This is a genomic window from Streptomyces spongiae, from assembly GCF_009377185.1.
GTDB lineage: Bacteria > Actinomycetota > Actinomycetes > Streptomycetales > Streptomycetaceae > Streptomyces > Streptomyces spongiae.
In genome coordinates this window covers 1-26021 of the sequence record NZ_VJZC01000029.1, presented here as the reverse complement: position 1 = coordinate 26021, position 26021 = coordinate 1, and the positions used below count along the sequence as shown (strand labels likewise).

The 26021-nt window shown below is 70.5% G+C and carries 24 protein-coding genes and 1 tRNA gene; 18 read left to right on the top strand and 7 right to left on the bottom strand.

Going from position 1 to position 26021, the window contains the following annotated elements; all coding sequences use genetic code 11:
* The first annotated feature begins 29 nt into the window (after positions 1-29).
* Positions 30-311 carry an HU family DNA-binding protein gene (locus FNH08_RS07220; protein WP_006139383.1) on the top strand — a complete coding sequence of 94 codons (282 nt, stop codon included), beginning with the start codon at positions 30-32 and terminating at the stop codon, positions 309-311.
* 133 nt (positions 312-444) lie between these two features.
* On the opposite strand, the gene murA is transcribed toward FNH08_RS07220, so the two are convergent.
* Complete coding sequence (murA, locus tag FNH08_RS07215; protein WP_152770409.1) at positions 445-1785, bottom strand: UDP-N-acetylglucosamine 1-carboxyvinyltransferase; 1341 nt, start codon at positions 1783-1785, stop codon at positions 445-447.
* 314 nt (positions 1786-2099) lie between these two features.
* On the opposite strand from murA, the gene FNH08_RS07210 reads away from it, so the two are divergent.
* From FNH08_RS07210 to FNH08_RS07160, 11 genes are all read left to right on the top strand, one after another.
* Positions 2100-2672: a YqgE/AlgH family protein gene (locus FNH08_RS07210; protein ID WP_194238402.1), complete on the top strand. Its 573-nt coding sequence runs from the start codon at positions 2100-2102 to the stop codon at positions 2670-2672.
* A gap of 29 nt (positions 2673-2701) precedes the next feature.
* A complete protein-coding gene (locus FNH08_RS07205; RefSeq protein ID WP_194238401.1) occupies positions 2702-2977 on the top strand; it encodes a DUF3039 domain-containing protein in 276 nt (91 codons plus the stop codon).
* 494 nt (positions 2978-3471) lie between these two features.
* Positions 3472-4815 (top strand): extracellular solute-binding protein, encoded by a 1344-nt coding sequence (locus FNH08_RS07200; protein WP_152770406.1) that lies wholly within the window; start codon positions 3472-3474, stop codon positions 4813-4815.
* Between the two features lie 185 nt (positions 4816-5000).
* The gene (locus FNH08_RS07195; protein WP_407704339.1) at positions 5001-6023 is read left to right on the top strand and encodes a carbohydrate ABC transporter permease; all 1023 of its coding nucleotides are present in this window, start codon (positions 5001-5003) and stop codon (positions 6021-6023) included.
* Positions 6020-6892: a carbohydrate ABC transporter permease gene (locus FNH08_RS07190; protein WP_322723922.1), complete on the top strand. Its 873-nt coding sequence runs from the start codon at positions 6020-6022 to the stop codon at positions 6890-6892. The genes FNH08_RS07195 and FNH08_RS07190 overlap by 4 nt, the downstream gene beginning before the upstream one ends.
* A 1-nt stretch (position 6893) precedes the next feature.
* Entirely contained in the window at positions 6894-8546 is a 1653-nt protein-coding gene (locus FNH08_RS07185; protein WP_322723921.1) for a beta-N-acetylhexosaminidase, read from the top strand.
* A 280-nt stretch (positions 8547-8826) separates the two neighbouring features.
* Complete coding sequence (locus tag FNH08_RS07180) at positions 8827-9720, top strand: FAD binding domain-containing protein (protein WP_152770404.1); 894 nt, start codon at positions 8827-8829, stop codon at positions 9718-9720.
* Positions 9717-11330, top strand: a complete 1614-nt coding sequence (locus FNH08_RS07175) for a 2Fe-2S iron-sulfur cluster-binding protein (protein ID WP_194238403.1) — start codon at positions 9717-9719, stop codon at positions 11328-11330. Before FNH08_RS07180 ends, FNH08_RS07175 begins: the two co-directional genes overlap by 4 nt.
* Positions 11327-13633 (top strand): xanthine dehydrogenase family protein molybdopterin-binding subunit, encoded by a 2307-nt coding sequence (locus tag FNH08_RS07170; protein ID WP_322723919.1) that lies wholly within the window; start codon positions 11327-11329, stop codon positions 13631-13633. Before FNH08_RS07175 ends, FNH08_RS07170 begins: the two co-directional genes overlap by 4 nt.
* Before the next feature lie 167 nt (positions 13634-13800).
* Positions 13801-15042 (top strand): SUKH-4 family immunity protein, encoded by a 1242-nt coding sequence (locus FNH08_RS07165; protein ID WP_152770403.1) that lies wholly within the window; start codon positions 13801-13803, stop codon positions 15040-15042.
* A gap of 124 nt (positions 15043-15166) precedes the next feature.
* Positions 15167-15634: an SRPBCC family protein gene (locus tag FNH08_RS07160; RefSeq protein WP_152770402.1), complete on the top strand. Its 468-nt coding sequence runs from the start codon at positions 15167-15169 to the stop codon at positions 15632-15634.
* Positions 15635-15746: 112 nt separating this feature from the next.
* Here FNH08_RS07160 and FNH08_RS07155 read toward each other — a convergent pair whose 3' ends face one another.
* The 4 genes from FNH08_RS07155 to FNH08_RS07140 form a co-directional block, all read right to left on the bottom strand.
* Complete coding sequence (locus tag FNH08_RS07155; protein WP_152770401.1) at positions 15747-16541, bottom strand: MerR family transcriptional regulator; 795 nt, start codon at positions 16539-16541, stop codon at positions 15747-15749.
* A 12-nt stretch (positions 16542-16553) separates the two neighbouring features.
* Positions 16554-17348: an ABC transporter permease gene (locus FNH08_RS07150; RefSeq protein WP_152770400.1), complete on the bottom strand. Its 795-nt coding sequence runs from the start codon at positions 17346-17348 to the stop codon at positions 16554-16556.
* Positions 17345-18301 carry an ATP-binding cassette domain-containing protein gene (locus tag FNH08_RS07145; protein WP_152770399.1) on the bottom strand — a complete coding sequence of 319 codons (957 nt, stop codon included), beginning with the start codon at positions 18299-18301 and terminating at the stop codon, positions 17345-17347. Before FNH08_RS07145 ends, FNH08_RS07150 begins: the two co-directional genes overlap by 4 nt.
* A gap of 573 nt (positions 18302-18874) precedes the next feature.
* Positions 18875-18946 (bottom strand) — tRNA-Cys (locus FNH08_RS07140).
* A gap of 211 nt (positions 18947-19157) precedes the next feature.
* Here FNH08_RS07140 and FNH08_RS07135 point away from each other — a divergent pair.
* The 6 genes from FNH08_RS07135 (at position 19158) to FNH08_RS07110 (ending at position 25091) form a co-directional block, all read left to right on the top strand.
* Positions 19158-20609: an MFS transporter gene (locus FNH08_RS07135; RefSeq protein WP_152770398.1), complete on the top strand. Its 1452-nt coding sequence runs from the start codon at positions 19158-19160 to the stop codon at positions 20607-20609.
* A gap of 41 nt (positions 20610-20650) precedes the next feature.
* Entirely contained in the window at positions 20651-20851 is a 201-nt protein-coding gene (locus FNH08_RS07130) for a ribbon-helix-helix protein, CopG family (RefSeq protein WP_152770397.1), read from the top strand.
* A complete protein-coding gene (locus FNH08_RS07125; protein ID WP_322723918.1) occupies positions 20848-21228 on the top strand; it encodes a type II toxin-antitoxin system death-on-curing family toxin in 381 nt (126 codons plus the stop codon). Before FNH08_RS07130 ends, FNH08_RS07125 begins: the two co-directional genes overlap by 4 nt.
* A 116-nt stretch (positions 21229-21344) precedes the next feature.
* Positions 21345-23153 carry a DEAD/DEAH box helicase gene (locus FNH08_RS07120; RefSeq protein WP_322723917.1) on the top strand — a complete coding sequence of 603 codons (1809 nt, stop codon included), beginning with the start codon at positions 21345-21347 and terminating at the stop codon, positions 23151-23153.
* Positions 23154-23491: 338 nt separating this feature from the next.
* Positions 23492-24133: a helix-turn-helix domain-containing protein gene (locus FNH08_RS07115; RefSeq protein ID WP_322723916.1), complete on the top strand. Its 642-nt coding sequence runs from the start codon at positions 23492-23494 to the stop codon at positions 24131-24133.
* A 160-nt stretch (positions 24134-24293) separates the two neighbouring features.
* Complete coding sequence (locus FNH08_RS07110; protein ID WP_322723915.1) at positions 24294-25091, top strand: S16 family serine protease; 798 nt, start codon at positions 24294-24296, stop codon at positions 25089-25091.
* Here FNH08_RS07110 and FNH08_RS07105 read toward each other — a convergent pair.
* A complete protein-coding gene (locus FNH08_RS07105; protein WP_152770396.1) occupies positions 25088-25294 on the bottom strand; it encodes a hypothetical protein in 207 nt (68 codons plus the stop codon). The genes FNH08_RS07110 and FNH08_RS07105 overlap by 4 nt on opposite strands.
* 32 nt (positions 25295-25326) lie before the next feature.
* Complete coding sequence (locus FNH08_RS07100) at positions 25327-25908, bottom strand: ArsR/SmtB family transcription factor (protein ID WP_152770395.1); 582 nt, start codon at positions 25906-25908, stop codon at positions 25327-25329.
* Positions 25909-26021 lie beyond the last annotated feature (113 nt).

The window sequence follows — 26021 nt, the reverse complement described above, 5'->3', positions numbered from 1 at the left end:
CAACGGCAAGAAAACACGGGAGTAACAACATGAACCGCAGTGAGCTGGTGGCCGCGCTGGCCGACCGCGCCGAGGTGACCCGCAAGGACGCCGACGCCGTGCTGGCCGCGTTCGCCGAGACCGTCGGCGAGATCGTCGCCAAGGGCGACGAGAAGGTCACCATCCCTGGCTTCCTGACCTTCGAGCGCACCCACCGTGCCGCTCGCACCGCGCGCAACCCGCAGACCGGCGACCCCATCCAGATCCCGGCCGGCTACAGCGTGAAGGTCTCCGCGGGCTCCAAGCTCAAGGAAGCCGCCAAGGGCAACTGACCCAGCCGTCCGTACGCCACGGGACGGCGTACGTGGCCCAGTAACGCCAGTGGGGCGGCCTCCCAGCCGGGAGGCCGCCCCATCGGCGTACGCGAGGCGCGAGGCGGAGTGCTCAGCTCGCCGCGCGGGCGCCCTAGCCGAGCGCCTTGCCCGGCAGCTCCACCTTCGCGCCCAGTTCCACGAGCTTCTCCATGAAGTTCTCGTAGCCGCGGTTGATCAGGTCGATGCCGTGGACGCGGGACGTGCCCTGCGCCGCGAGGGCCGCGATCAGGTACGAGAAGCCGCCGCGGAGGTCGGGGATGACCAGGTCGGCGCCCTGGAGCTTCGTCGGGCCGGAGACGACCGCGGAGTGCAGGAAGTTGCGCTGGCCGAAGCGGCAGGAGGAGCCGCCGAGGCACTCGCGGTAGAGCTGGATGTGGGCGCCCATCTGGTTCAGGGCCGAGGTGAAGCCGAGCCGCGACTCGTAGACCGTCTCGTGGATGATCGACAGGCCCGTGGCCTGGGTGAGGGCCACCACCAGCGGCTGCTGCCAGTCGGTCTGGAAGCCGGGGTGGACGTCCGTCTCCAAGGCGATGGACTTCAGCTGCCCGCCCGGGTGCCAGAAGCGGATGCCCTCGTCGTCGATCTCGAAGGCGCCGCCGACCTTCCGGTAGGTGTTCAGGAAGGTCATCATCGAGCGCTGCTGGGCACCGCGCACGTAGATGTTGCCCTCGGTCGCCAGCGCCGCAGACGCCCAGGAGGCCGCCTCCAGACGGTCCGGGAGGGCCGCGTGGGTGTAGCCGCCGAGTTTGTCGACGCCCGTGATGCGGATGGTGCGGTCGGTGTCCATCGCGATGATGGAGCCCATCTTCTGCAGCACGCAGATGAGGTCCTCGATCTCCGGCTCTATGGCCGCGTTCGAGAGCTCCGTCACACCCTCCGCGAGGACCGCGGTCAGCAGCACCTGCTCGGTGGCGCCGACGGACGGGTACGGCAGCCGGATCTTGGTACCGCGCAACCGCCGCGGCGCCTCCAGGTACTGCCCGTCCTCCCGCTTCTCGATCTTCGCGCCGAACTGCCGCAGCACCTCGAAGTGGAAGTCGATGGGACGGCCACCGATGTCGCAACCACCGAGACCCGGGATGAAGGCATGCCCCAGCCGGTGCAGCAGCGGGCCGCAGAACAGGATCGGGATGCGCGACGAACCCGCGTGGGCATCGATGTCGGCGACGTTCGCGCTCTCCACGTGCGACGGGTCCATCACCAGTTCGCCCGGCTCCTCACCCGGACGGACCGTCACCCCGTGCAACTGGAGCAGCCCGCGGACGACACGGACGTCGCGGATGTCTGGAACGTTGCGCAGCCGGCTCGGCGCGCTGCCGAGCAGCGCGGCGACCATGGCCTTCGGTACGAGGTTCTTCGCACCGCGGACACGGATCTCACCCTCCAGCGGGGTTCCGCCGTGGACAAGCAGGACATCGTCGTTGACGGTCATGAATCTCGCGTTCCGTGGAGTCGGGCAGTTGTGTCGGCAGACGCCCGGCAGACCTGTGGTGCGGGAGCCGAAGCGGCATGAGCCGATGAGCAAGCGTAATGGCCGCCTACCCCCCTTCAGTAAGCCCAAGGGCCTCCAAGAGACGTCATAGGTTTGCCACAACACGAACCGTTTCTCCGCGGGCACAACGGGTCACCGGTGAAGTCTCCGCAAACCGTGTGCGCGGGCGGCGCATCCGTGCGCCCTGAGCTGCATGCCTGTGGGTACGGGCATTGGCTCCCCGCGCACGGGCAAGATGCGGGATCATGTCTGGCATGACCGAGGTGTCCTCGCTCACAGGGCGGCTGCTCGTGGCCACACCCGCCCTGGCGGACCCGAACTTCGACCGCGCGGTGGTGCTCCTCCTCGACCACGACGAGGAGGGCTCGCTCGGTGTGGTCCTCAACCGGCCGACCCCGGTGGACGTCGGCGACATCCTGGAGGGCTGGGCGGAACTCGCCGGCGATCCCGGCGTCGTCTTCCAGGGTGGCCCGGTCTCGCTCGACTCGGCGCTCGGCGTCGCGGTGATCCCCGGCGGGGCGTCCACCGAGCGCGCCCCCCTGGGCTGGCGGCGCGTGCACGGAGCGATCGGGCTGGTCGACCTGGAGGCCCCGCCGGAGCTGCTCGCCTCGGCGGTCGGCTCCCTGCGGATCTTCGCCGGGTACGCGGGCTGGGGGCCGGGTCAACTGGAGGACGAGCTCACCGAAGGGGCCTGGTACGTCGTCGAGTCGGAGCCCGGAGACGTCTCCTCTCCCTCCCCGGAGAGACTCTGGCGGTCCGTCCTGCGCCGCCAGCGCAACGAACTGGCGATGGTGGCCACCTACCCGGACGACCCGTCGCTCAACTGATGTCGGTGCTCTTCAGTACCCTTGCAGCCATGAGCACTCTTGAGCCCGAGCGCGGTACTGGTACGGGGACACTCGTCGAGCCGACGCCGCAGACGTCGCACGGCAGCGGTGACCACGAGCGCTTCGCGCACTACGTCCAGAAGGACAAGATCATGGCGAGCGCCCTCGACGGCACGCCCGTCGTGGCCCTCTGCGGCAAGGTGTGGGTGCCCGGTCGCGACCCGAAGAAGTACCCCGTGTGCCCCATGTGCAAGGAGATCTACGAATCCATGGGCGCCGGTGACGAGGGCGGCGACGACAAGTAGCGTCCGCGCCGCCGCGGGTGCGTCCCTGTGGGCGGCGGCGGACGGGACACTCGTCCCATGAGCACGGCCGCGGTGCCTTGATGCGGGTGCCGCGGTTTCGTCGTACCTGAGGGTGGGACGACGACGGGTCGCCCGCGGGCGTCTCCGACGGGGCCTGTCCGCGCGGCGGAGCTCCCAGGGCTTTTCTCGCCCCCGCCGCCCTCACGTCGGCTCTGAGCGGCCGGTTTCCGACCCACACCGAGTGATCCAAGTGCCCTTGGCCATACGGTAGTTGATCGCATCGTCTCTGCCCGCACGCCGTGGCGGCGAGTCACGCGTGCCCGCCACGTCCGCACCACGTCCGCCCCGCACTCCGTTGCACGGAATGCTTCCACTGGTCACAGAGTGGTTGAGACCTCTTGTGGGCATGTTCATGTACTCCCTAACCTCCGGTGTGTTGTGCAGAGCGAAACCGTCATTGCGCATGTTGCAACGCCCCCCCGGAGGAAAGCTCCATGAAGCTCGCTGTCAGAACGGGCCGCAGCGCCCGTACGTCTCGTACGGCCCGAATAGCCGCCCCCGTCGCGGCACTTGTCATCGCAGGGCTCACCGCCACCTCCTGCGCCCCCCAGACCTCCGACAACTCCTCCTCCGGCAAGGACGAGAAGTCCGGCACCCTGCGCGTCTGGCTGTTCCAGGAGGTCAGCAACAAGCCGAAGGAGCAGGTCGTCAACAAGACGATCGACGCCTTCAAGAAGGCCCATGACGGCGTCAAGGTCACCGTCGAGTACATCCCGGTCGAGACCCGCGCACAGAAGATCAAGGCCGCGTTCAACGACCCGAAGAGCGCCCCGGACCTCATGGAGTTCGGCAACACGGACACCGCGGGCTACGTGAAGGACGGTGGACTCCTCGACATCACCAAGGAGTTCACAGACTGGAACGAGGCCAAGGACTCCGACCCGACGGCCAGGCAGTCCGTGACGGTCGACGGCCGGGTCTACGGCGCGCCCTTCTTCGTCGGTGTCCGCGCCCTCTACTACCGCACGGACGTCTTCAAGGAACTGGGCCTCGAACCCCCCAAGTCGCAGGCGGAGCTGGTCGACGCGGCTCACACGATCCGCGCGGCCAAGCCCGACCTGTACGGTCTCGCGGTCGGCGGCGCCTACACGTTCGGCGCGATGCCGTTCGTCTGGGCCCACGGCGGTGAGATCGCCGTGGGCAAGGGCGGGTCGTACGCCTCCAGCATCGACAGCGCGGCGTCCCAGAAGGGCATCAAGGCGTACACCTCGCTCTTCGGCGACGACAACTGCCCGGCCGCCAAGTGCGCGGGCTTCGGCGGCAACGACACGGTCACCGCGTTCGCCTCCGGCAAGGCGGGCATGGCCATCGGCGGTGACTTCAACTACGCGGCGGTCGAGGCCGGCAAGGTCAAGGGCAAGTTCGGGGTCGTACCGCTGCCGGGGGTGAAGGAGGGCTCGATCGCGCCGGCCTTCGCGGGCGGCAACAACATCGGCATCCTGAAGAGCACCACGCACCGCACGCTCGCCGTCGACCTGATGGAGCAGCTGGCGTCGAAGGAGACGCAGGGCGAACTCTTCGACGCGATGGGCTTCCTGCCGACGTACACCGACGTGCGCGCCGACGTCGCCAAGAAGGAGCCGCACATCGGGCCCTTCGTGAAGACGCTGTCCGCGGGCACCAAGTTCGTTCCCGCTTCGCCGGCCTGGTCCCAGATCGACGCCTCCCTCGTTCTGCCGACGATGTTCCAGGAGATCGTCAGCGGCAAGAAGGACGTGGCGGCTGCCTCGAAGGACGCGGCGAAGAAGATGAACGACGCGTTCGGCTCCGCTGGGTGACGCCGATGACGGACCGTACTGTCCCGGCGGAGGGGCCGACCGACCGCGAGCACGACACCCCTGTCGGCACCGACGACCGCGACATGCGGAACCCCGCCGCCGCGCCGGAACCACCCGGCACGGCGGCGGCCCCGGAGCCGTCGCGGCCCCCCGCGGCGGCCGAGGAGCCCGCGAAGCCGCACCGGGTGGCCGACCACACGTCCCCGCAGCCCGGCCACGAGGCGGCGGGCGAGCGAGCGGGCTCCGCCCCGGCGCCCCGTCTCGCCGGGTCCTCGGCCGGTCGACCGCCGAAGGGGGGCCGGCCGCCCAAGGGGCACAGTGGTTCGCCCCGGTCGCGCGGCGGTTGGACGCCCTGGCTCTATCTCGCGCCCGCCCTCGTCGTTCTCGGCGGGCTGTTGGTCTACCCGATCTACCAGCTCGGGCTGATCTCGTTCCTCGAGTACACCCAGGCCCAGGTCAGCGGCGGGCAGCCGACCACCTTCCAGGGCTTCGGCAACTACGCGGAGCTCTTCGGGGACCCGGAGTTCTGGCAGGTCCTGCTGGCCACCGTGCTCTTCGCGGCGGCCTGTGTGGTGTCCACGCTGGCCGTCGGATGCGCGCTCGCGGTGCTGCTGACACGCGTACGGGCCCTGCCGAGGCTCGCGCTCATGCTGGCCGCGCTCGGTGCGTGGGCGACCCCGGCCATCACGGGCTCGACCGTGTGGCTGTTCCTGTTCGACCCCGACTTCGGACCCGTCAACCGGATGCTGGGGCTCGGAGACCACTCGTGGACGTACGGGCGGTTCAGCGCCTTCTTCCTCGTCCTGCTCGAAGTGGTGTGGTGCTCCTTCCCGTTCGTGATGGTGACGGTGTACGCGGGCATCCGCGCCGTACCCACCGAGGTCCTGGAGGCCGCCGCGCTGGACGGCGCCTCGCAGTGGCGGATCTGGCGGTCGGTGCTCACACCGATGCTGCGCCCGATCCTGACCGTCGTCACCATCCAGTCGGTGATCTGGGACTTCAAGGTCTTCACGCAGATCTACGTCATGACGAACGGCGGCGGTATCGCCGGGCAGAACCTCGTACTGAACGTGTACGCCTACCAGAAGGCGTTCGCTTCGTCCGAGTACAGCCTCGGCTCGGCGATCGGCGTGGTCATGCTGCTGATTCTGCTGGCGATCACGCTCATCTATTTGCGGCTGCTGCGCAGGCAGGGGGAGGAGCTGTGAGTTCCTTGAGTTCCGATCGGCCGAAGGTGACCGCCCGTCGATTCGTACGGCGCCCCTGGCGGCTCGCGGCGGAGGCGTCCGCGCTTCTCATCGCGGTGGTGGTGGCGTTCCCGCTGTACTGGATGGTGCTCAGCGCGTTCAAACCGGCGGGGGAGATCGAGTCGACGGAGGCTCGCCCCTGGACCCTTTCACCCACCCTGGACTCCTTCCGGCGGGTCTTCGAACAGCAGGAATTCGGCCGTTACTTCGTCAACAGCCTTGTGGTGGCCGGCTCGGTGGTCGTCGTCTCCGCGCTCATCGCGTTTCTCGCGGCGACCGCCGTCACCCGATTCCGCTTCCGCTTCCGCACCACCTTGTTGATCATGTTTCTGGTGGCGCAGATGGTGCCGGTGGAGGCGCTGACCATCCCCCTGTTCTTCCTCATGCGGGACTTCGGTCAACTCAACACCCTGGGCTCGCTGATCCTGCCGCACATCGCCTTCTCGCTGCCGTTCGCGATCTGGATGCTCCGGGGTTTCGTGAAGGCCGTTCCGGAGGCGCTGGAGGAGGCGGCGTACCTCGACGGGGCGAGCCGTACGCGATTCATGTGGCAGATCCTTTTCCCGCTCGTGTTCCCCGGGCTGGTCGCGACGAGTGTGTTCTCCTTCATCTCGGCCTGGAACGACTTCCTGTTCGCCAAGTCGTTCATCATCAGTGACACCTCCCAGTCGACCCTTCCGATGGCCCTGCTCGTCTTCTACAAGCCTGATGATCCCGACTGGGGCGGCGTGATGGCGGCGTCCACGGTGATGACGATTCCGGTACTGATCTTCTTCGTACTCGTACAGCGACGGCTGGTCTCCGGGCTGGGCGGAGCGGTAAAGGACTGACGTGACCCAACTGATTCCGAAGCCCCGCCGGGTCGTCGCCGGTTCCGGCGAGGTGCGGCTGACGGCGCACTCCCAGGTCTACGCGGGCACAGCGGCGGAGAGCGTCGGCCACTGGCTGTGCACCGTCCTCCGGCAGGCCACCGGCCTGCCGCTCCGCGAGGGGCGGGAACTCGACGACACCGAGGGCGACGGCATCGGGCTCCAGATCGACTCCGCGCTCGCCCACGAGGAGTACCGTCTCGTCAGCGACTCGACCGGCGTCCTGATCGAGGGCGGCAGCGCGGCCGGCGTGTTCTGGGGCGCCCAGACGCTGCGTCAACTCCTGGGCCCCGACGCGTACCGAAGGGCCCCGCTCAGCCGCGACCGCGCCTGGGGCGTGCCGCACGTCACGATCGAGGACTCCCCCCGCTTCCGCTGGCGCGGCCTCATGCTCGACGTGGCCCGCCACTTCATGCCCAAGGACGGGGTCCTGCGCTACCTCGATCTGATGGCCGCGCACAAACTCAACGTCTTCCACTTCCACCTGACGGACGACCAGGGCTGGCGCCTGCAGATCGAGCGGTACCCGAAGCTCACCGAGATCGGATCATGGCGGGCACGCACGAAATCCGGTCACCGTGCCTCACCCCTGTGGGAGGAGAAGCCGCACGGGGGTTACTACACCCAGGACGACATCCGGGAGATCGTCGCCTACGCCGCCGAGCGGCATATCAGCGTCATCCCGGAGATCGACATCCCGGGCCACTCACAGGCCGCCATCTCCGCGTATCCGGAACTGGGCAACACCGACGTCATCGACACGACCTCCCTGACGGTCTGGGACACCTGGGGCGTCAACAAGAACGTACTCGCCCCCACTGACAACACCCTCCGCTTCTACGAGGGCGTCCTCGAGGAAGTGCTGGAGCTGTTTCCGGCCGACGCGACCGGATCCACCGGGTTCTCGTCCTTCGTGCACATCGGCGGCGACGAGTGCCCCAAGGACCAGTGGCGGCAGTCGCCCGTCGCCCAGGCGCGCATCAAGGAACTCGGGCTCGCCGACGAGGACGCGCTCCAGTCGTGGTTCATCCGGCACTTCGACAACTGGCTGACCGCGCGCGGGCGTCGCCTGATCGGATGGGACGAGATCCTGGAGGGCGGCCTCGCGCCGGGTGCCGCGGTGTCGTCGTGGCGCGGCTACAACGGCGGGATCACGGCCGCCCGCGCGGGCCACGACGTGGTCATGTGCCCCGAGCAGCAGGTGTATCTGGACCACCGGCAGCACGGCGGCGCCGACGAGCCGGTGCCCATCGGCTACGTCCGCACCCTGGAGGACGTCTATCGCTTCGAGCCGGTTCCACCGGAGTTGACGCCCGAGGAGGCGCGGCACGTACTGGGCACACAGGCCAACGTGTGGACCGAGGTGATGGAGGATCCGGCACGGGTGGACTACCAGACGTTCCCGCGCCTGGCGGCCTTCGCGGAGGTGGCGTGGAGCTCCCTGCCCGCCCCCGCGGAGCGGGACTTCGCGGACTTCGAGCAGCGGATGACGGCCCACTACGGGCGACTCGACGCCCTGGGAGTGGCCTACCGGCCTCCCGCGGGACCGCGACCGTGGCAGCGGCGCCCCGGGGTGCTCGGACGACCGATCGAGGGGGCGCCGCCGAACGTGTGAGGTGACCCCGAAGCGGTACAAGCCGGATGTTCGCCCCGAAAACGCGGTCTCACGAGGAGAAAGGCTCGCAAGAGTCATCGAACAGTGGCAATGCGCACTCACGGGCGATGCCGTGCGAAAACGGACCATCACCGTGATGAGGTGGGCGAATGCCTCCTAGCGGACCCCCGCGTTCGGGTCTCGCGAGAATGTGCCAGAGTTGCCACGTCCGCCCTGTCAGCACGTACCGTACGGCAGCACAGGTGGGACCAGGTGGGGCAGCGGGAAGGGGCAGCCGGTTTTGACCACGCACGCACCGCAGGCGGCGCAGGCCGTGACGCTGCCCGGCTCGCTGGACGAGGCCGTGGAGGCGCTGGCGAGCATGCCCGCCGCCGTCCCCGTGGCCGGCGGCACGGACCTGATGGCCGCGGTCAACTCCGGGCAGCTCAGGCCCGCCGCGCTCGTCGGCCTCGGCCGGATCAGCGAGATCCGCGGCTGGCAGTACCAGGACGGCCACGCGCTGCTCGGCGCGGGCCTCACACACGCACGCATGGGGCGCCCCGACTTCGCGGCGCTCATCCCGGCTCTCGCGGCGGCCGCGAGAGCCGCGGGCCCGCCGCAGATCCGCAACGCGGGCACCCTGGGCGGCAACATCGCGACGGCCGCCCCCACGGGGGACGCGCTGCCCGTACTGGCAGCCCTGGAGGCGACGCTGGTCGTCGCGGGCCAGGGCGGGGCTCGCCGCGAGGTCCCCGTCTCGCACCTGCTGGCCGGCATGGAGATGCTGCGCTCCGGTGAACTCATCGGGTACGTGCGCGTGCCGCTGCTGCACGCGCCGCAGGTCTTCCTGAAGGCCACCGGACGCACCGGCCCCGGGCGCGCCACGGCGTCCGTCGCGGTCGTCCTGGACCCCGCCCGGCGCGGAGTGCGGTGCGCGGTCGGTGCCATAGCGCCGATGCCGCTCAGGCCCCTGGACGCCGAGGCGTGGGTCGGCCGGCTGATCGACTGGGACGGCGAGCGCACGCTCGTGCCGGAGGCGCTGAACGCCTTCGGGGAGTACGTCGCCGCCGCCTGCATCCCGGACCCGGCGCCCGCCGAGGACGGCTCCGTGGCACCGCTGCCGGCCGCCGTACTGCAACTTCGGCGCACCGTCGCCGTACTGGCCCGACGAGCATTGGGGAGGGCACTGTCGTGACCGACGACCACCGCGGAGAGGGCACGCCCCAGCAGGGTCAGCACGGCGGCTGGGAGCGACTGCCCCAGGGGGACTACGACGACGGCGCCACGACGTTCGTCCAGCTTCCCGAAGGGGGCATCGACGCGCTGCTGGCCTCGGACAGCCCGCTCGCGGCGCCCGGCCACGGCTACGTGCCCCCGCAGATAACGGTGACGCCGGCCGAGGGCGCCGGCACCGACCCGGCGGCCCCCGGCACCTGGACGGCACCGGCCGAGGGCGCGCAGTGGCCCGACCCGAACGCCGTGCCCCAGGGGACCGAGACGCACGGGTTCACTTACGACCCGCCCAACACCGGCCAGTGGACCTTCGGGGACGTCCCCCAGGAGCAGGCCGGGCCCGGATCCGCTCCGGGGCACGACGTGACCGGGCAGTGGTCGATCCCCGTGGCCGGGGGTGACATCCCGGACGAGTCGGGCGAGTTCAGTGCGTCGTCCCTCGTCGAACAGTGGGGCGGCACCCCTCCGGCCACGCTCCCCGGGGGCGCGCCCGCGCCCTGGGCCACTGAGGCGATCGGGACCGCGTGGACGGCACCGCCGCCCGAGCGCACGGAGGAGCGCACGCTCGGCGGGTCGATCGAGGGACACGCACCGGAAGTGCTCGCAGGGGCCGTTGACCTGCACGGGCCCGCCGTACCGGTGGAGGCTCCCGCCGCCGAAGCGCCTGACGCGCCCTCTGAGGCGCATGGGGAGCCGCCGCGCGACCGGTACGCCGGATCGCCCGCCGAGGCCGCGAGCGAGGCGCCTGAGGCCGCTCACGAGGCTTCCGGGCAGACCGACGGGGTCTCGCCGGAGTCGCCCGGCCTTCCCGAGGAGGAGCCGGCCGGCGACACGCCCGACGCGGCACCGGCCGCCGAGGGCGCGGAGGACGCCGAGGACGCGCCGGCCGAGGCCCCCGCGCCCCTGCTCGACGACGACCACCCCCTCGCCTCGTACGTCCTGCGGGTGAACGGCACCGAACGGCCCGTCCCCGACGCCTGGATCGGCGAGTCACTGCTCTACGTACTGCGCGAACGCCTCGGCCTCGCGGGCGCCAAGGACGGCTGCTCGCAGGGCGAGTGCGGCGCCTGCAACGTGCAGGTCGACGGCCGGCTCGTCGCGTCCTGCCTGGTGCCCGCCGTCACCGCCGCCGGCAGCGAGGTCCGTACCGTCGAGGGGCTCGCCGCCGACGGGCAGCCCTCCGACGTGCAGCGGGCGCTCGCCAGGTGCGGCGCGGTGCAGTGCGGTTTCTGCGTGCCGGGCATGGCCATGACCGTGCACGACCTGCTGGAGGGCAACCCCGCCCCGACCGAGCTGGAGACCCGGGCGGCCCTCTGCGGCAACCTGTGCCGCTGCTCGGGCTACCGGGGTGTCGTGGAGGCCGTGCGCGAGGTCGTCGCGGAGCGCGAGGCACACACCAAGGCCGAGTCCGCGCCGGAGCCCGAGGAAGCGCGCATCCCGCACCAGGCGGGCCCCGGAGCGGGCGGCGTCAACCCGGCGGCGTTCGAGGACCCTTCGGGGTACGACATCCAGGGGCGTCCTCCTGGGCAGCATGACCAGGGGTACGGACCGGACGGAGGAGGCCAGGCGTGACCAACGAAGCCGCCACCGCGACCCCGGCGGAGGCCACACCGGCCGCCGATCCGCTGACGCACGGCCTCGGCGTGTCCCTGCCGTCCGCGGAGGCCCGCGCCAAGGCGGAGGGCACGTTCCCGTACGCGGCCGACCTGTGGGCCGAGGGCCTGCTGTGGGCCGCCGTCCTGCGTTCCCCGCACCCGCACGCGCGCATCGTGTCCGTCGACACCTCCCACGCGCGCGACCTGCCCGGCGTCCGCGCCGTCGTCACCCACGAGGACGTGCCGGGGACCGCGCTGCACGGCCGCGGCAGGGCCGACCGCCCCGTGTTCGCCTCTGAGGTCGTACGCCACCACGGGGAGCCCATCGCCGCCGTCGCCGCCGACCACCCGGACACCGCGCGCATGGCCGCCGCCGCCGTCATCGTCGAGTACGAAGTACTCGACCCGGTGACCGACCCGGAGCAGGCATTCGAGGCCGAACCCCTCCACCCCGACGGCAACCTGATCCGCCACATCCCGCTGAGCCACGGCGACCCCGACGCGATCGGCGAGATCGTCGTGGAGGGCCTGTACCGCATCGGCCGCCACGACCCGGCCCCCATCGGCGCGGAGGCCGGACTCGCCGTGCCCCGCCCCGACGGCGGCGTCGAGCTCTACCTCGCCTCCACCGACCCGCACACCGACCGCGACACGGCCGCGGCCTGCTTCGGCCTGGAACCCGACCGCGTGAAGATCGTCGTCACCGGCGTGCCCGGCGCCACCGCCGACCGCGAGGACCAGGGCTTCCAGCTCCCGCTCGGCCTGCTGGCCCTGAAGACCGGCTGCCCGGTAAAGCTCACCGCGACCCGCGAGGAGTCCTTCCTGGGCCACGCCCACCGCCACCCCACCCTGCTGCGCTACCGCCACCACGCGGACGCCGAGGGCAAGCTGGTGAAGGTCGAGGCACAGATCCTGCTGGACGCGGGCGCGTACGCGGACACCTCGTCCGACGCGCTCGCCGCCGCCGTGGCGTTCGCCTGCGGCCCGTACATCGTCCCGAACGCCTTCATCGAGGGCTGGGCCGTGCGCACCAACAACCCCCCGTCGGGCCATGTGCGCGGCGAGGGCGCCATGCAGGTCTGCGCGGCCTACGAGGCCCAGATGGACAAGCTGGCCAAGAAGCTGGGCGTGGACCCGGCGGAACTGCGCCTGCGCAACGTCATGTCCACCGGGGACATCCTGCCCACTGGCCAGGCGGTGACCTGCCCGGCCCCCGTGGCCGAACTCCTCCAGGCCGTACGGGACTTCCCGCTCCCTGCGCTCCCCAAGAACACGCCCGAGGAGGACTGGCTGCTGCCCGGAGGCCCCGAGGGCGCGGGCGAGCCGAGCGCCGTCCGCCGCGGTGTGGGCTACGGCCTCGGCATGGTGCACATGCTGGGCGCCGAGGGCGCGGACGAGGTCTCGACGGCCACGGTGAAGGTCCAGGACGGCGTGGCCACGGTCCTGTGCGCGGCCGTGGAGACGGGACAGGGCTTCGTCACGCTGGCCCGGCAGATCGTCCAGGAGACCCTCGGCATCGACGAGGTGCACGTGGCACCGGTCGACACGGACCAGCCCCCCGCCGGCCCGAGCTGCCACGGCCGCCACACCTGGGTGTCGGGCGGCGCGGTGGAACGCGCGGCGAAGATGGTCCGCACCCAGCTCCTCCAGCCCCTGGCGCACAAGTTCGGCATGTCCACCGAGCTGCTCCAGATCACCGACGGCAAGATCACGTCGTACGACGGCGTCCTGTCCACCACCGTCGCCGAGGCGATGGACGGCAAGGAACTGTGGGCCACGGCCCAGTGCCGCCCCCACCCGACCGAACCGCTCGACGACAACGGTCAGGGTGACGCCTTCGTGGGCATGGCGTTCTGCGCGGTCCGCGCGGTCGTGGACGTCGACATCGAGCTGGGCTCGGTACGGGTCGTGGAAATGGCGGTGGCCCAGGACGTCGGCCGGATCCTCAACCCCGCCCAGCTCGCCGCCCGCATCGAGGCCGGCGTCACCCAGGGCGTGGGCGTGGCCCTGACGGAGAACCTCCGCTCGGCCCGCGGCCTGATCCGCCACCCCGACCTGACGGGTTACGCCCTCCCGACCGCACTGGACGCGCCCGACATCCGCATCGTCAAACTCGTCGAGGAACGCGACGTGGTCGCCCCCTTCGGCGCGAAGGCCGCCAGCGCGGTCCCGGTCGTGACGTCCCCGGCGGCGGTCGCCTCGGCGGTCCGCGCGGCGACGGGCCGCCCGGTCAACCGCCTGCCGATCCGCCCGCAGGCGGCGGTGGTGACGGGGGCGTAGCACCCGACGGGTGGGCGCGCGAGACGCGTGAGGGGCCGGTCCCGCGGAATACCGGCGTTGTCAGTGGGGCGAAGTAGGGTTCTGGTCAGTGGGGGACGGCCGCGCCGCAGGCGGGGCGTTCCCGACCGGGGGAAGCACGACAGGAACCACATGCGCTGGGGGGAGCCATGAGCACGAGTACGACCACGGAGAGCAGCGGGACGATCACGCTGACCGACGAGGAACTGGGCCCGTACGTCACGCACGCGGGCACGCGGCAGTGGCTGACGGGCCCCGGACTGCCGCACGGGAGCGCGCTGCTGGGCTTCGGCGCACTGCGTGAGGGGGCCGGACTGAGGAGAGCGGCCGAGCTGGTCGCCGACGCGGGGGTGCTCGCGCAGGAGCTGCGGGACCAGCTGGTGATCGGTTCGCTGCGCACGCTGGACCGGGACCTGGAGTCGATCGTCCTGGACGGCACGACGGGCGAGATCTCGACGACGTCCTTCCACGGCACCCCGGTCGTGACGGACCTGTCCCCGCTCGCCCCGTCCCTGGAGGCACTGCTGCGGTTCGCGGAGGCGACGGAGGAACTGGTCGAGTCCCGGGGCCGTTTCGCGAGGTTCGAGGGCCGAGTGGGCCCGAAGCCGGTGGCGGCGATGCAGTCGGAACTGACTTCTCACCTGACGTCGCTCCTAGCGGCGGACCCCGCATCGGACTCCCCACCGGATTCCGCCTCGGCTGAGTCGCGACACCTGCCCCAGCTGGCTCCGTACTGGCGGATGGCCGCCCTGATCCGCCCCCTCGCCCGCATCGCGGGCCCGGGTGACGGACTGGCCCTCTCCCTCCCTCGCCGTCTGCTGGACGAGGAGTTCGGCGCCGGCGAGATCATGCGCTTCGAGGAGGTGGACTTCTCGGCCACCCTCGTCCATGAGCCGACGCGCCGCTTCCTCAAGGAGGTCGGCCTCCCGGAGGACGGCTTCATGTTCCAGCTGGACACGGAGGTGGCGCTGCCGACCCTGCCCGAGTACTACGCGGAGGAGCGCCCCGGCTTCGTCACCGCCGCCGAACTGCCCGCCGACGCCGACCGTCTGATCCGCCTGGGCCAGCTGCTGGAGGACACGAGTCTCGTCGTCGACGGCACCACGGGCGCGATCCTGTGCTGGAGCGAGCGCGACCGCACGCTCCGCCCCCTGAACGCCGACATCTCCACCCTCGCGTTCACCGTCTGGCTCATCCACCGTGAGAAGGCCCTCGACGCCCAGTACGACCTCACGGCCTCCTACACCCAACTCGCCGCCACCATGACGGAAACCCTCGCCACGGTCGACCCCATCGCCTGCGACCGCACCCCCACGACCCCGGACGACGACGGCTGGCGCTACTGGCCGGAAATATTCGAGGACCAACAGAACGGCACGCTGTACGCCTGACCCCGCACTGGGCCCTCCCGTAGGCGAAGCCAGCTGTTGGATACGGCGCGGGAGGGGGGACACGGCGCGGGCCGGTGGACGCGGCGCGGGCCGGCGGAACCCTCCTCGAACGTAGACTCGGCCCATGAGCAGGACCGACCGCGCCAGCCGGGTGATCGCGGCACCACCGGCGACCGTCTACGGCGCTCTCCTGGACCGGGAGTCCCTCGAGACCTGGCTGCCGCCGGACGGCATGCGCGGGCGGGTCGAGCGGTGGGACCCCCGGCCTGGTGGCGGGTTCCGCATGGTCCTCACCTACCTCGACCCCGCCGACAGCCCCGGCAAGACGTCAGAGGCGACGGATGTCGTCGACGTCGGGTTCGCCGACCTGGTCCCACCGGAGCGTGTGGTGCAGACGGCGGTGTTCGAGGCCGACGACCCGTCGTACGCGGGCACCATGACGATGACCTGGCACCTCGATGCCGCCGGCGACGGGACCGAGGTGACCGTCACCGCCACGGACGTCCCACCCGGAATCGACCAAGCGACCCACGAAACCGGAATCGCCTCCTCCCTGGCCAACCTGGCGTCGTACGTGGAAGCGGCCGACTGACTCGGGCCGGCCGTGGCTTTGCGACGTCGCAGAGGCCCCCTGGGGGCAATGAAGATCAGCAGGGCACCCGCCGCCACAACCCACGCCGGGAACGCCGCACCGCAGCGTCTTCCTACCGTGTTCCGGCCGTACCCCGTGTTGGGCCCACGCGCTCAAGCTTGGTCCAGCCGGTCCAGCCGCGCTTCGTCAGCAGCGCGATCAGCCGACGGGCCGGCGGCAGGGTGTCGAACACATGCGTGTCCAGTAGCTCGGCGAGCGGTGGCTCGATGTCGGTGTCGTCCACGTAGAACTCGCCCTGTTCGTTGGCCATCTGCGTGATGTAGGCGGCCAACTTGTCGGCCAGTTCGACCAGCTGTGGGTCGTCGTCTGTGACGTCGAGAGCTTTGCTCAGGGTGAGGTAGAAGTCGATGAGCTGGGGGTCGGCGATCTGTTTCCGCTTGCGTGCCATCCATTCCGGGACGCGCTCGGGTGAGTGCGCGGCCAGCGGGATCCAGCCGTCGCGTTCGACCTGGACAATCCGTTCGTCGATCCCGAGCGCCCGCAGCCGGTCAAGGAACTCGACCACCTCCTGGGGAAGTGCCAGGTTGTCCCCGGAGGCGAGGCGGGCGATCCGCTCGCGGTGCCGTTGCCGCTCCCGGATCTCCGCCCGCAGCCGCTTGTCGATATCGGCGACCGCCGTGGCGAACTCCTCCTCGTCGGCCTGGAGCAACTCCCGCACGCGGGCCAGCGGGACCCCGGCCTCGGCGAGGGTCCGGATCCTGATCAACTCGACTACGGCGTCGGCGTCGTACCTCCGGTAGCCGGCTTGGTCCCGCTCCGGCTCCGGCAGCAGTCCCTTGGCGTGATAGTGCCGCACCGCGCGCACCGTCACTCCGGCATACGACGCCAGCTCGCCGATGGTCAGCATCAGAGCAGTCTCCTAGTTCGCAGCCCGAGTCCGGTAGAGACGCCGCGACCAGAGGTAGCCGACCAGCCCGATCGCCACACACCACCCGATGGCCCGGAGTACGTCCGAACCATCGGGCGATCCAGCCAGCAGACCGCGGAAGACGTCCATGATCGGCGTGAACGGCTGGTACTCGGCGAACCACCGCAGCCCGGCCGGCATCGACTCGACCGGCACGAACCCACTGCCTACGAACGGCAGCAGTATGAAGATCATCGGCCAGTTGCTCGCGGCCTCCGGGTTCGGGCTGGCCAGCCCCAGCGCCACGGTGAGCCAGGTCATCGCGAACGACAACAGCGCGAGCAGACCGACAAGGCCCAACCACTGCGTCGCTGAGGCGGCTGTCTCCAAACCCACCAGGAACGCCACGCCAAAGACGGTTGTGAGTGCCAGCGTGGTCTGGACCATCGCGCCGAGCACATGGCCGGTGAGCACCGAGACCCTGGCGATGGCTATGGTTCGGAACCGGTCGATGATCCCGCCTGTCATGTCGGAGGCGACCGAGACCGCGGTGCTGATGGACACGCTTGCCACCGCCATCACCAAGATCGCGGGAGTGATGAACGTCAGGTAGTCGCCGCGGTCCCCCGCCTGGGCTCCCGGCAGACCGGCGCCCATGGTGCCGCCGAAGACGTAGACGAACAGCAGCAGGAACAGCAGCGGCAGGCCGATCAGCATCAGTGTCTGCGACGGGTACCGGGCCATGTGCTTCAGGTTGCGGCGCAGCATGGTCGCCGAATCGCGGACGGCATACGTCGCGGTATTCATGCCGGCACCTCTTCGGGAGACCCGTCGGCGGTGGAGTGGTCGGTGAGAGCCAGGAACACGTCATCCAGGTCCGCGGTGTGCACGGCGAGCCCGGTGACCGCGTCGTCGTCGAGCCCGGCCAACAGCCGTCGTAGCGTGGTGAGGCTGCCGTCATGCGGCAGGGTCACGGTGAGCGCCGCGGCGTTCGGACTCCCCTCGGGGAACTTGCGCGCCAACTCGGCCAGCCGCTCACTGTCGGCGGCGTGAAGCTCGAGATGACCGCCGGGGACCAGCCGCTTGAGCTCGGCCGCGGTGCCCTCGGCGACCAATCGGCCCCCGTCGAGCACACCGATCCGGTCGGCGAGCTGGTCGGCCTCCTCCAGGTACTGGGTGGTGAGGAAGACGGTGACCCCGTCGGCCACCAGCTCCCGCACGATCCCCCACAGGTCACGGCGGCTGCGCGGGTCGAGGCCGGTGGTCGGCTCGTCGAGAAAGATCAGCCGCGGCCCGGCCACCAGGGTCATCGCCAGGTCCAGCCGCCGCTTCATACCGCCGGAGTACGTCACCGCGCGCCGGTCGGCGGCATCAGCCAGGTGGAACCGCTCCAGCAGCTGCCCCACCACGCTCTCCGCAAGGCGCCGGTCGAGGTGACCGAGGTCGGCCATCAGCCGCAGATTTTCCCGCCCGGTCAGTAACTCGTCCACGGCGGAGAACTGCCCGGTCACTCCGATCGACGCGCGCACCTGGTCGGACTCGCGGCGTACGTCGTAACCGGCGACCCGAGCCTCCCCGGCGTCTGCGGGGAGCAACGTGGACAGGATCCTGACTGTGGTGGTCTTGCCGGCCCCGTTGGGTCCGAGCATGGCGTAGACGGTTCCCGCGGAGACGGTCAGGTCGACTCCGGCGACCACCTCGTGGTCGCCGTACGACTTGCGCAGCCCGGCGACCTCGATCGCACTGGTTCTCGTAGTCATGCCGACCATGCTGGGAGGCTGCCCCTGCGTCAGGGTCAACCGCTGCGGCTACATGGCCTGGCTGGTTGGCCAAGCGGTCATCTGGCCGTCTTTGCCGTCGAAGGTCACTCGGTGAAAGCTTCCGGGCGGAATGAGCGGGTGCCCGTGCCGCACGGTCCCCTGATAGACGGAGTCGGAGATTCAGAAGGCGAAGTCGTTGTTGCGTTCGTGCAGCGCATCCCGCAGGAACTGGGCATCAAGCAGACGGCAGGCGTGGTTGAGAGCGGACCCCACTCAGCCGTCGTGCTCGTCGATAGTTACGTAGCGCATCGTGAATCGAAATTCGGGAAATCCCTGCCTCCCGCACCTCTCGGGCCATCACCGTAAGGCTGGGCCGGCCAGCCAGCAGATGCAGGCGGTGCAAGGCATTGTTGAACTCGCGGTGCTCACGGTCAGCCAGATCCGGCGGTGTGCACGGTCCTTCCCCGTAAGCTCCGGCACTGACGGGGAAGGACTACCCAGTGGTTGGAACGTTGAAAGGGCGGCACCCCTTTGAGGGTGCCGCCCTTTCTTTTTGCCTGGTCAGGACACTTGAGGCCGTGGCGGGAATCGAACCCACGTAACTCGCTTTGCAGGCGAGTCCCTAAACCACTCGGGCACACGGCCGTGTTGGAACGATTGGAGCAAAGTGCGTGTTCCGAACTCGGTACGTCGACCGTAGGCCGTGCTCGTGGTCGTGCTCAAGGGAACCGGGCGCGCTGCAACGGGACTGCCATACGCCGTTCATGAAGGGGGTGTGGTCGTAGGACCAAGGTCCCCCGCGAACGCCTACTTCGGACAGGGGTCAATGTCAGTGTTGCCTCTTACGCTGGCGACCATGACCACCCTCGAACCGCGCGACACGGGCCTTGCCGACGCCACACCCGCGCTCTCGGAAGCCGACGGTGGTGGTGGCGGCGTGCTGAGCGGGAGCTACCGGGCGCTCAGCATCGGCATCGTCTCCGTCGTGTTGCTGATCGCCTTCGAGGCGACGGCCGTGGGGACGGCGATGCCGGTGGCGGCGCGGGAGTTGGACGGGGTCTCGTTGTACGCGTTCGCGTTCTCGGGGTACTTCACGACGAGTCTGTTCGGCATGGTGCTCGCCGGGCAGTGGTCGGACCGGCGTGGGCCGTTGGGGTCGCTGACGGCCGGGATCGGTGCCTTCGCGGCCGGGCTGTTGCTGTCCGGGACCGCCGGGGCCATGTGGCTGTTCATTCTCGGCCGGGCTGTGCAGGGACTCGGTGGCGGGCTGGTGATCGTCGCGTTGTACGTGGTCGTGGGGCGGGCCTACCCGGAGCGGCTGCGGCCGGCGATCATGGCTGCGTTCGCGGCGAGTTGGGTGCTGCCGACCGTGGTGGGCCCGTTGGCCTCGGGCGCGGTGACCGAACACCTCGGTTGGCGCTGGGTGTTCGTCGGTATCCCCGTGCTGGTCGTGCTCCCGCTGGCGCTCGCGCTCCCGCAGATACGGCGACTGGCGGCCGGTCCGGTGGAGGGGAGCGAACCGGCGTCCTTCGACCGTCGCCGCATCCGCCTCGCCCTGGGGATCTCGCTCGGCGCGGGCCTGTTGCAGTACGCCGCGCAGGACCTGCGGTGGCTCGCCCTGATACCCGCCCTCGCGGGCACCGCGCTGCTCGTCCCGGCCGTGCTCGGGCTGTTGCCCCGCGGCACGTACCGGGCGGCGCGCGGGCTGCCGTCCGTGGTGCTGTTGCGTGGGGTCGCGGCCGGGTCGTTCGTCTCCGCCGAGTCCTTCGTGCCCTTGATGCTGGTCACCCAGCGAGGGCTGTCGCCGACGCTCGCCGGGTTCTCGCTGGCGGCGGGCGGGGCCACCTGGGCGCTGGGGTCGTGGGTGCAGTCGCGGGCGCGCGTGGAGCCGTACCGGGAACGGCTGATGACGGCCGGGATGGTCCTGGTCGCCGTCGCGATCGCGTCCGCGCCGAGTGTGCTGATCGAGGCGGTGCCGGTGTGGAGCGTGGCCGTGGCCTGGGCGTTCGGCTGCTTCGGTATGGGGCTGGTGATCTCGTCGAGCAGTGTCCTGCTGCTCAAGCTCTCCGCTCCCGAGGAGGCCGGCTCCAACTCCGCCGCCCTCCAGATATCCGACGGCCTCTCCAACGCCCTTCTCCTCGCCGCGGGGGGCGCTGCCTTCGCGGCCCTCGGCGGCGGCACGGTCACCCACGCCACCACCGAGGCCTCCGGCTCCCACCCGGCGGCGTTCGCGGCGGTGTTCCTGCCGATGGCGGGGGTGGCGTTGGTGGGGGCTTGGGTGACTACGCGCCTGCGGGCCGCCGCATAAGTGGTACTACTTTGACCCCAGCGATGCGGTACTGTTTTGGTATGGCCATGAACCTGCGTCTCCGCGACGACCAGACGGAAGCTCTGAAGCTGCGCGCCGAGGAGGAGGGCACCAGCATGCACGCCATTGTGCTCAGGGCTGTGGACGACTATCTGGCCCGTACGGCTCACGAGGCGCTGGTCCGCAAGGCGGCCAAGGAGCAGACCGCCAAGTGGGCCGAACTTCTGGAGCGGCTCAAGTGACATACGTCTACCTGTCGGCCGAGGACGTGCTGGCCATCGCCGGACTCGCGGTCGATGACCAGCACGTCGTCGTACGCGACGCGGGCCTGTTGGGGGCGGCGGTGCACCGTCCCTCGGCTTCGATGTCCGGGCAGGAGGCGTACACCGACCTGCTCGACAAGGCGGCGGCGCTGCTGCAGTCGCTCGGGATCGACCGCCCCTTCGCTGACGGCAACAAGCGCACGGCGTGGACGTCCTGCGTCGTGTTCCTGGCGCTGAACAACGTGCAGTTGCGCCCGGACATCGATGCCGTCGAGCGCCTGGTGATCGCGGTGGCCACGGGCAGCCTGGACGAAGTCAAGGCCATCTCCGAGGCGTTGCGCGAGCTTGCCGAGTGACCGATGTGAGCTGAGTCCCATCAGCGGCTGACTCGGCACGGTCGCCGCGTGGAGCCGACCGGGCCACCGGTAAGGTGGCTCGGCCCCTTGCACCCGACCACGCCACCCCGGAGACCGTGAGTACCACCGCCGCCACCTCCAGCTCTGCCTCGCACTCGCATCACCTCTCGCCCGCGTTCCCCGGTCGTGCCCCGTGGGGCACCGCCAGCAAGCTGCGTGCCTGGCAGCAGGGGGCGATGGACAGGTATGTCCAGGAGCAGCCGCGTGACTTCCTGGCCGTGGCCACGCCCGGCGCCGGGAAGACGACCTTCGCGCTGACGCTCGCCTCCTGGCTGCTGCACCACCACGTCGTGCAGCAGGTGACCGTGGTCGCGCCCACCGAGCACCTGAAGAAACAGTGGGCGGAGGCAGCGGCCCGGATCGGCATCAGGCTGGACCCCGAGTACAGCGCGGGACCGCTCAGCAAGGAGTACCACGGGGTCGCCGTCACGTACGCGGGCGTCGGTGTGCGGCCCATGCTGCACCGCAACCGTGTCGAGCAGCGCAAGACCCTCGTCATCCTCGACGAGATCCACCACGCGGGTGACAGCAAGTCCTGGGGCGAGGCATGCCTGGAGGCGTTCGAGCCCGCGACGCGGCGGCTCGCGCTCACCGGTACGCCCTTCCGGTCCGACACCAACCCCATCCCCTTCGTGACGTACGAGGAGGGGAACGACGGGATCCGGCGGTCCTCCGCCGACTACACGTACGGGTACGGGAACGCGCTCGCCGACCACGTCGTCCGGCCCGTCATCTTCCTCTCCTACAGCGGCAACATGCGCTGGCGGACGAAGGCGGGGGACGAGATCGCCGCCCGGCTCGGCGAGCCCATGACCAAGGACGCCATCAGCCAGGCCTGGCGCACCGCCCTCGACCCGCGCGGTGAGTGGATGCCCAGCGTGCTGCGGGCCGCCGACCAGCGGCTGACCGAGGTCCGCAAGGCCATCCCGGACGCCGGCGCCCTCGTGATCGCCTCCGACCAGGACTCGGCGCGCGCGTACGCCAAGCTCATCCGGGAGATAACCGGTCACTCGGCGACCCTCGTGCTCTCCGACGACTCGGGGGCCTCGGACCGTATCGACGAGTTCAGCTCCAATACCGACCGGTGGATGGTCGCCGTCCGCATGGTGTCCGAGGGCGTCGACGTGCCCCGGCTCGCGGTCGGCGTGTACGCCACGACCATCTCCACCCCGCTGTTCTTCGCGCAGGCCGTCGGCCGTTTCGTACGGTCCCGGCGGCGCGGCGAGACCGCCTCCGTGTTCCTGCCGACGGTTCCCGACCTGCTCTCCTTCGCCAACGAGATGGAGAGGGAACGGGACCACGTCCTCGACAAGCCCAAGAAGGGCGGCGAGGAGGACCCGTACGCCGAGGAGGACAAGCTCCTCCAGGAGGCCGAGAAGCAGCAGGACGAGGACACCGGCGATCAGGACATGCTGCCCTTCGAGGCGCTCGAGTCCGACGCCGTGTTCGACCGGGTGACGTACAACGGCGCCGACTTCGGCATGCAGGCCCACCCGGGCAGCGAGGAGGAGCAGGACTACCTCGGCATCCCGGGCCTGTTGGAGCCCGATCAGGTGGAGCTGCTCCTCCAGAAGCGGCAGGCCCGGCAGATCGCGCACAGCCGTAAGAAGCCCGACGAGGAGGCCGACCTCCTGGAGTTGCCGGCCGACCGGCGGCCCGTCGTCACCCACAAGGAACTGCTGGAGCTGCGCAAGCAGCTCAACGGCATGGTCGGCGCGTACTCCCACCAGAGCGGCAAGCCGCACGGCGTGATCCACACCGAGGTGCGCCGGGTGTGCGGCGGCCCGCCGAGCGCGGAGGCCACGGCGGGGCAGTTGCGCCAGCGCATCGCCAAGGTGCAGGAGTGGGCCACCCGGATGAAGTGACTCCGGGGCCGTTCGCACGGGTACGCGAGCCGGGTGCGCCGTGGGGTGCGCGCGGGGTGGTGCGCGCTGTCGTATACCGGGGCAAAGCGAAGTAGTCCGTACCGCTTACTGACCGGATTCTGGACGGAGACTTCCGCTCAGCGAACCGGCTCGCTACTGTCCCCCCACGCAAACGCCCCGTGGCAACGCCGCCTCGGAGCGCAGCCGTGAAGCGACTCCGCCCGGAGAGCATCTCCGGGTTCAGCCGACCGGCGGCCACTGAAGCGCGTCGCCGACGGGACCGGTGACGCATCCGCCGCGGAGGGGGCCGCCGCCCTCACCACGAAGGAGTGGGCGTCGTGACCGCGGAGACCTCCCAGACGCTCGACCGGGGACTGCGTGTCCTCAAGCTGCTCGCCGACACGGATCACGGACTGACCGTCACCGAGCTCTCGCACAAGCTGGGCGTGAACCGGACCGTTGTGTACCGGTTGCTCGCCACCCTGGAGCAACACGCTCTCGTACGCCGTGACCTGGGCGGCAGGGCCCGCGTCGGCCTCGGCGTGCTCCGCCTGGGCCGCCAGGTGCACCCTCTGGTCCGTGAGGCCGCGCTGCCCGCGCTGCGCTCGCTCGCGGAGGACATAGGCGCGACCGCGCATCTGACCCTCGTCGACGGTACGGAGGCGCTGGCCGTCGCGGTGGTCGAGCCGACGTGGACGGACTACCACGTGGCGTACCGGGCAGGGTTCCGCCACCCCCTGGACCGGGGTGCGGCAGGCCGCGCCATCCTCGCCGCCCGGCAGCAGCCGCTCGACGGACCCGGCTACACCCTCACGCACGGCGAACTCGAGGCCGGCGCCAGCGGAGCCGCGGCACCCCTGCTCGGGGTGACCGGCGTCGAGGGCAGCGTGGGCGTCGTGATGCTCGCGGACGCGGTGCCGGAGCGCGTGGGCCCCCGGGTCCTCGACGCGGCGCGGGAGGTCGCCGAAGCGTTGCGCTGAGCCGGGCCCCGGGCCCCGGGCCCCGGGGCGCTGTTGGCGTGCTGGGACTCAGAATCCAATTGCCTCCCGGCCCCCTCTGGGATCCCCCCGAAGGGGACCCCAGAGGGCCGTCTGCCGACCGTCGGCTGGCCGGAAGTGACCCTCGCGTTAGATTGATCCTGTGCTCTCTCGTCTCTCCAGCCTGTCGCGTCCCAAGGCCGTCGCCATCTGCGCCCTTCCCGTCGTGGCTCTGCTCGCCACGGCGGTGTTCGCGCCGCTGCCGTTCTCCGTGGCGCAACCCGGCCTGACGGCGAACGTCCTCGGCTCGAACAAGGGCGAACAGGTGATCACCATCACCGGTGCGGAGACCCGCAAGACGCGCGGGCAGCTGCGGATGACGACGATCGAGGCGACGGGCCCGGACGCGCACGTCGGACTCGCCGACGTCCTCGACGGCTGGTTCCGTACCGACCAGGCGGTGATGCCGCGCGACGCGGTCTACCCGAGCGGCGGCGACGTCAAGGAGATCGAGAAGCACAACGAGGCGGAGATGAAGCAGTCCCAGAACGCGGCGGCCCAGGCGGCGCTCAATTACCTGGGCGAGGACGACGACGTCAAGGTCACCCTGAAGCTGTCCGACGTCGGTGGCCCCAGCGCCGGTCTTCTGTTCTCCCTCGGTGTCATCGACAAGCTCGACGGTGACGGCAGCGGCGGCGACCTCACGGGAGGTCGCGTCATCGCCGGTACGGGGACGATCGACGCCGCCGGCAAGGTCGGTGCGGTCGGCGGTGTGGCCCTCAAGACCCAGGCCGCCCGCCGCGACGGCGCCACGGTCTTCCTGGTCCCGAAGGCCGAGTGCTCGGACGCGAAGTCGGAGCTGCCGAAGGGCCTGCGGCTGATCCCGGTGACGACGTTGAAGGGCGCGGTGAACTCCCTCATGGCCCTGGAGAAGGGCAAGGGCTCGGTACCGAGCTGCTAGTGCGCGGCCGCCACCGTCCTGGGGGCGGAAGCCAGCCGCAGGCCGACCTCGACGAGGGTCCAGCCGAGACGGGTGCGCAGGCCGCGCGGCTGCCGGGCTGCGGCGGCCAGCCGGGCCAGCCGGTACGCCTCGGCCTCGTGGCGGAGGTCGGCGAGGTGGGCGTGGTGCAGGGCAAGCTGGGTCTCGATGTGCGTGGGATGCATCGGATCGGTGCCTCTCAGTCCGTGTGGATCTCTCAGTCCGTGTGGATGGGGAAGAGGTGCGTGTGGACGCGCACCGTCTCGGCGTTCGGGGTGCCGTCGGCCGGGACCTCGCCCTGGTAGCTGTCGACGAGCGCGTGCATCTTCGTGATGAGGTCGAGCGCGAGCTCGGGCGTCAGACGCAGGGTCATGTCGCTCAGGTCGGTGGAGCGGTTCCACTCGTCGGACCAGTCGCCCGTGGTGCCGAGGTAGGTCGCGACCTCCTGGGTGTGGAAGTTCGCGGTCTCGTGGATGAACAGGTCCGCGGCGCCACGCACGGCCGGATCGGGGTGCTTGTGGAGCGAGTCGTCGAACTGCACGCCCATGTGGGCCGCCCGCCACCACCGCTCCCGCCCCTTGCCGTGTTCGGGCGCGTCCTCGATGAAGCCGTGCTCGGCGAGCTGGCGCAGGTGATAGCTGGTGGCGCCGCTGGACTCGCCCAGCCGCTCGGCGAGCTTCGACGCCGTGGCCGGCCCGTTCTGCCGCAGGGCGCGCAGCAGCTGCATCCGCAGGGGGTGGGCCAGTCCGCGCAGGGAGCGGGCGTCGAGTACGCGGGGTGCGTCGTTCTCGGGTTCCATGCATGCAAAGGTAGTCTTGCAAAGAAACCCTTGCAAGAGTTTCTTTGCAGCGCTTTCTTTGGAGCTGCCTCGCCGGAGCCGCCTCTCCGGATCTTCCCCTCCGGCCCTACCCC

Excerpts from the sequence above, each read along its gene's own strand:
- FNH08_RS07220 (WP_006139383.1), top strand. The coding sequence starts at position 30 with ATGAACCGCAGTGAGCTGGTGGCCGCGCTGGCCGACCGCGCCGAGGTG.
- murA (WP_152770409.1), bottom strand. The coding sequence starts at position 1,785 with ATGACCGTCAACGACGATGTCCTGCTTGTCCACGGCGGAACCCCGCTG.
- FNH08_RS07210 (WP_194238402.1), top strand. The coding sequence starts at position 2,100 with ATGACCGAGGTGTCCTCGCTCACAGGGCGGCTGCTCGTGGCCACACCC.
- FNH08_RS07205 (WP_194238401.1), top strand. The coding sequence starts at position 2,702 with ATGAGCACTCTTGAGCCCGAGCGCGGTACTGGTACGGGGACACTCGTC.
- FNH08_RS07200 (WP_152770406.1), top strand. The coding sequence starts at position 3,472 with ATGAAGCTCGCTGTCAGAACGGGCCGCAGCGCCCGTACGTCTCGTACG.
- FNH08_RS07165 (WP_152770403.1), top strand. The coding sequence starts at position 13,801 with ATGAGCACGAGTACGACCACGGAGAGCAGCGGGACGATCACGCTGACC.
- FNH08_RS07160 (WP_152770402.1), top strand. The coding sequence starts at position 15,167 with ATGAGCAGGACCGACCGCGCCAGCCGGGTGATCGCGGCACCACCGGCG.
- FNH08_RS07155 (WP_152770401.1), bottom strand. The coding sequence starts at position 16,541 with ATGCTGACCATCGGCGAGCTGGCGTCGTATGCCGGAGTGACGGTGCGC.
- FNH08_RS07150 (WP_152770400.1), bottom strand. The coding sequence starts at position 17,348 with ATGAATACCGCGACGTATGCCGTCCGCGATTCGGCGACCATGCTGCGC.
- FNH08_RS07145 (WP_152770399.1), bottom strand. The coding sequence starts at position 18,301 with ATGACTACGAGAACCAGTGCGATCGAGGTCGCCGGGCTGCGCAAGTCG.
- FNH08_RS07135 (WP_152770398.1), top strand. The coding sequence starts at position 19,158 with ATGACCACCCTCGAACCGCGCGACACGGGCCTTGCCGACGCCACACCC.
- FNH08_RS07130 (WP_152770397.1), top strand. The coding sequence starts at position 20,651 with ATGGCCATGAACCTGCGTCTCCGCGACGACCAGACGGAAGCTCTGAAG.
- FNH08_RS07105 (WP_152770396.1), bottom strand. The coding sequence starts at position 25,294 with ATGCATCCCACGCACATCGAGACCCAGCTTGCCCTGCACCACGCCCAC.
- FNH08_RS07100 (WP_152770395.1), bottom strand. The coding sequence starts at position 25,908 with ATGGAACCCGAGAACGACGCACCCCGCGTACTCGACGCCCGCTCCCTG.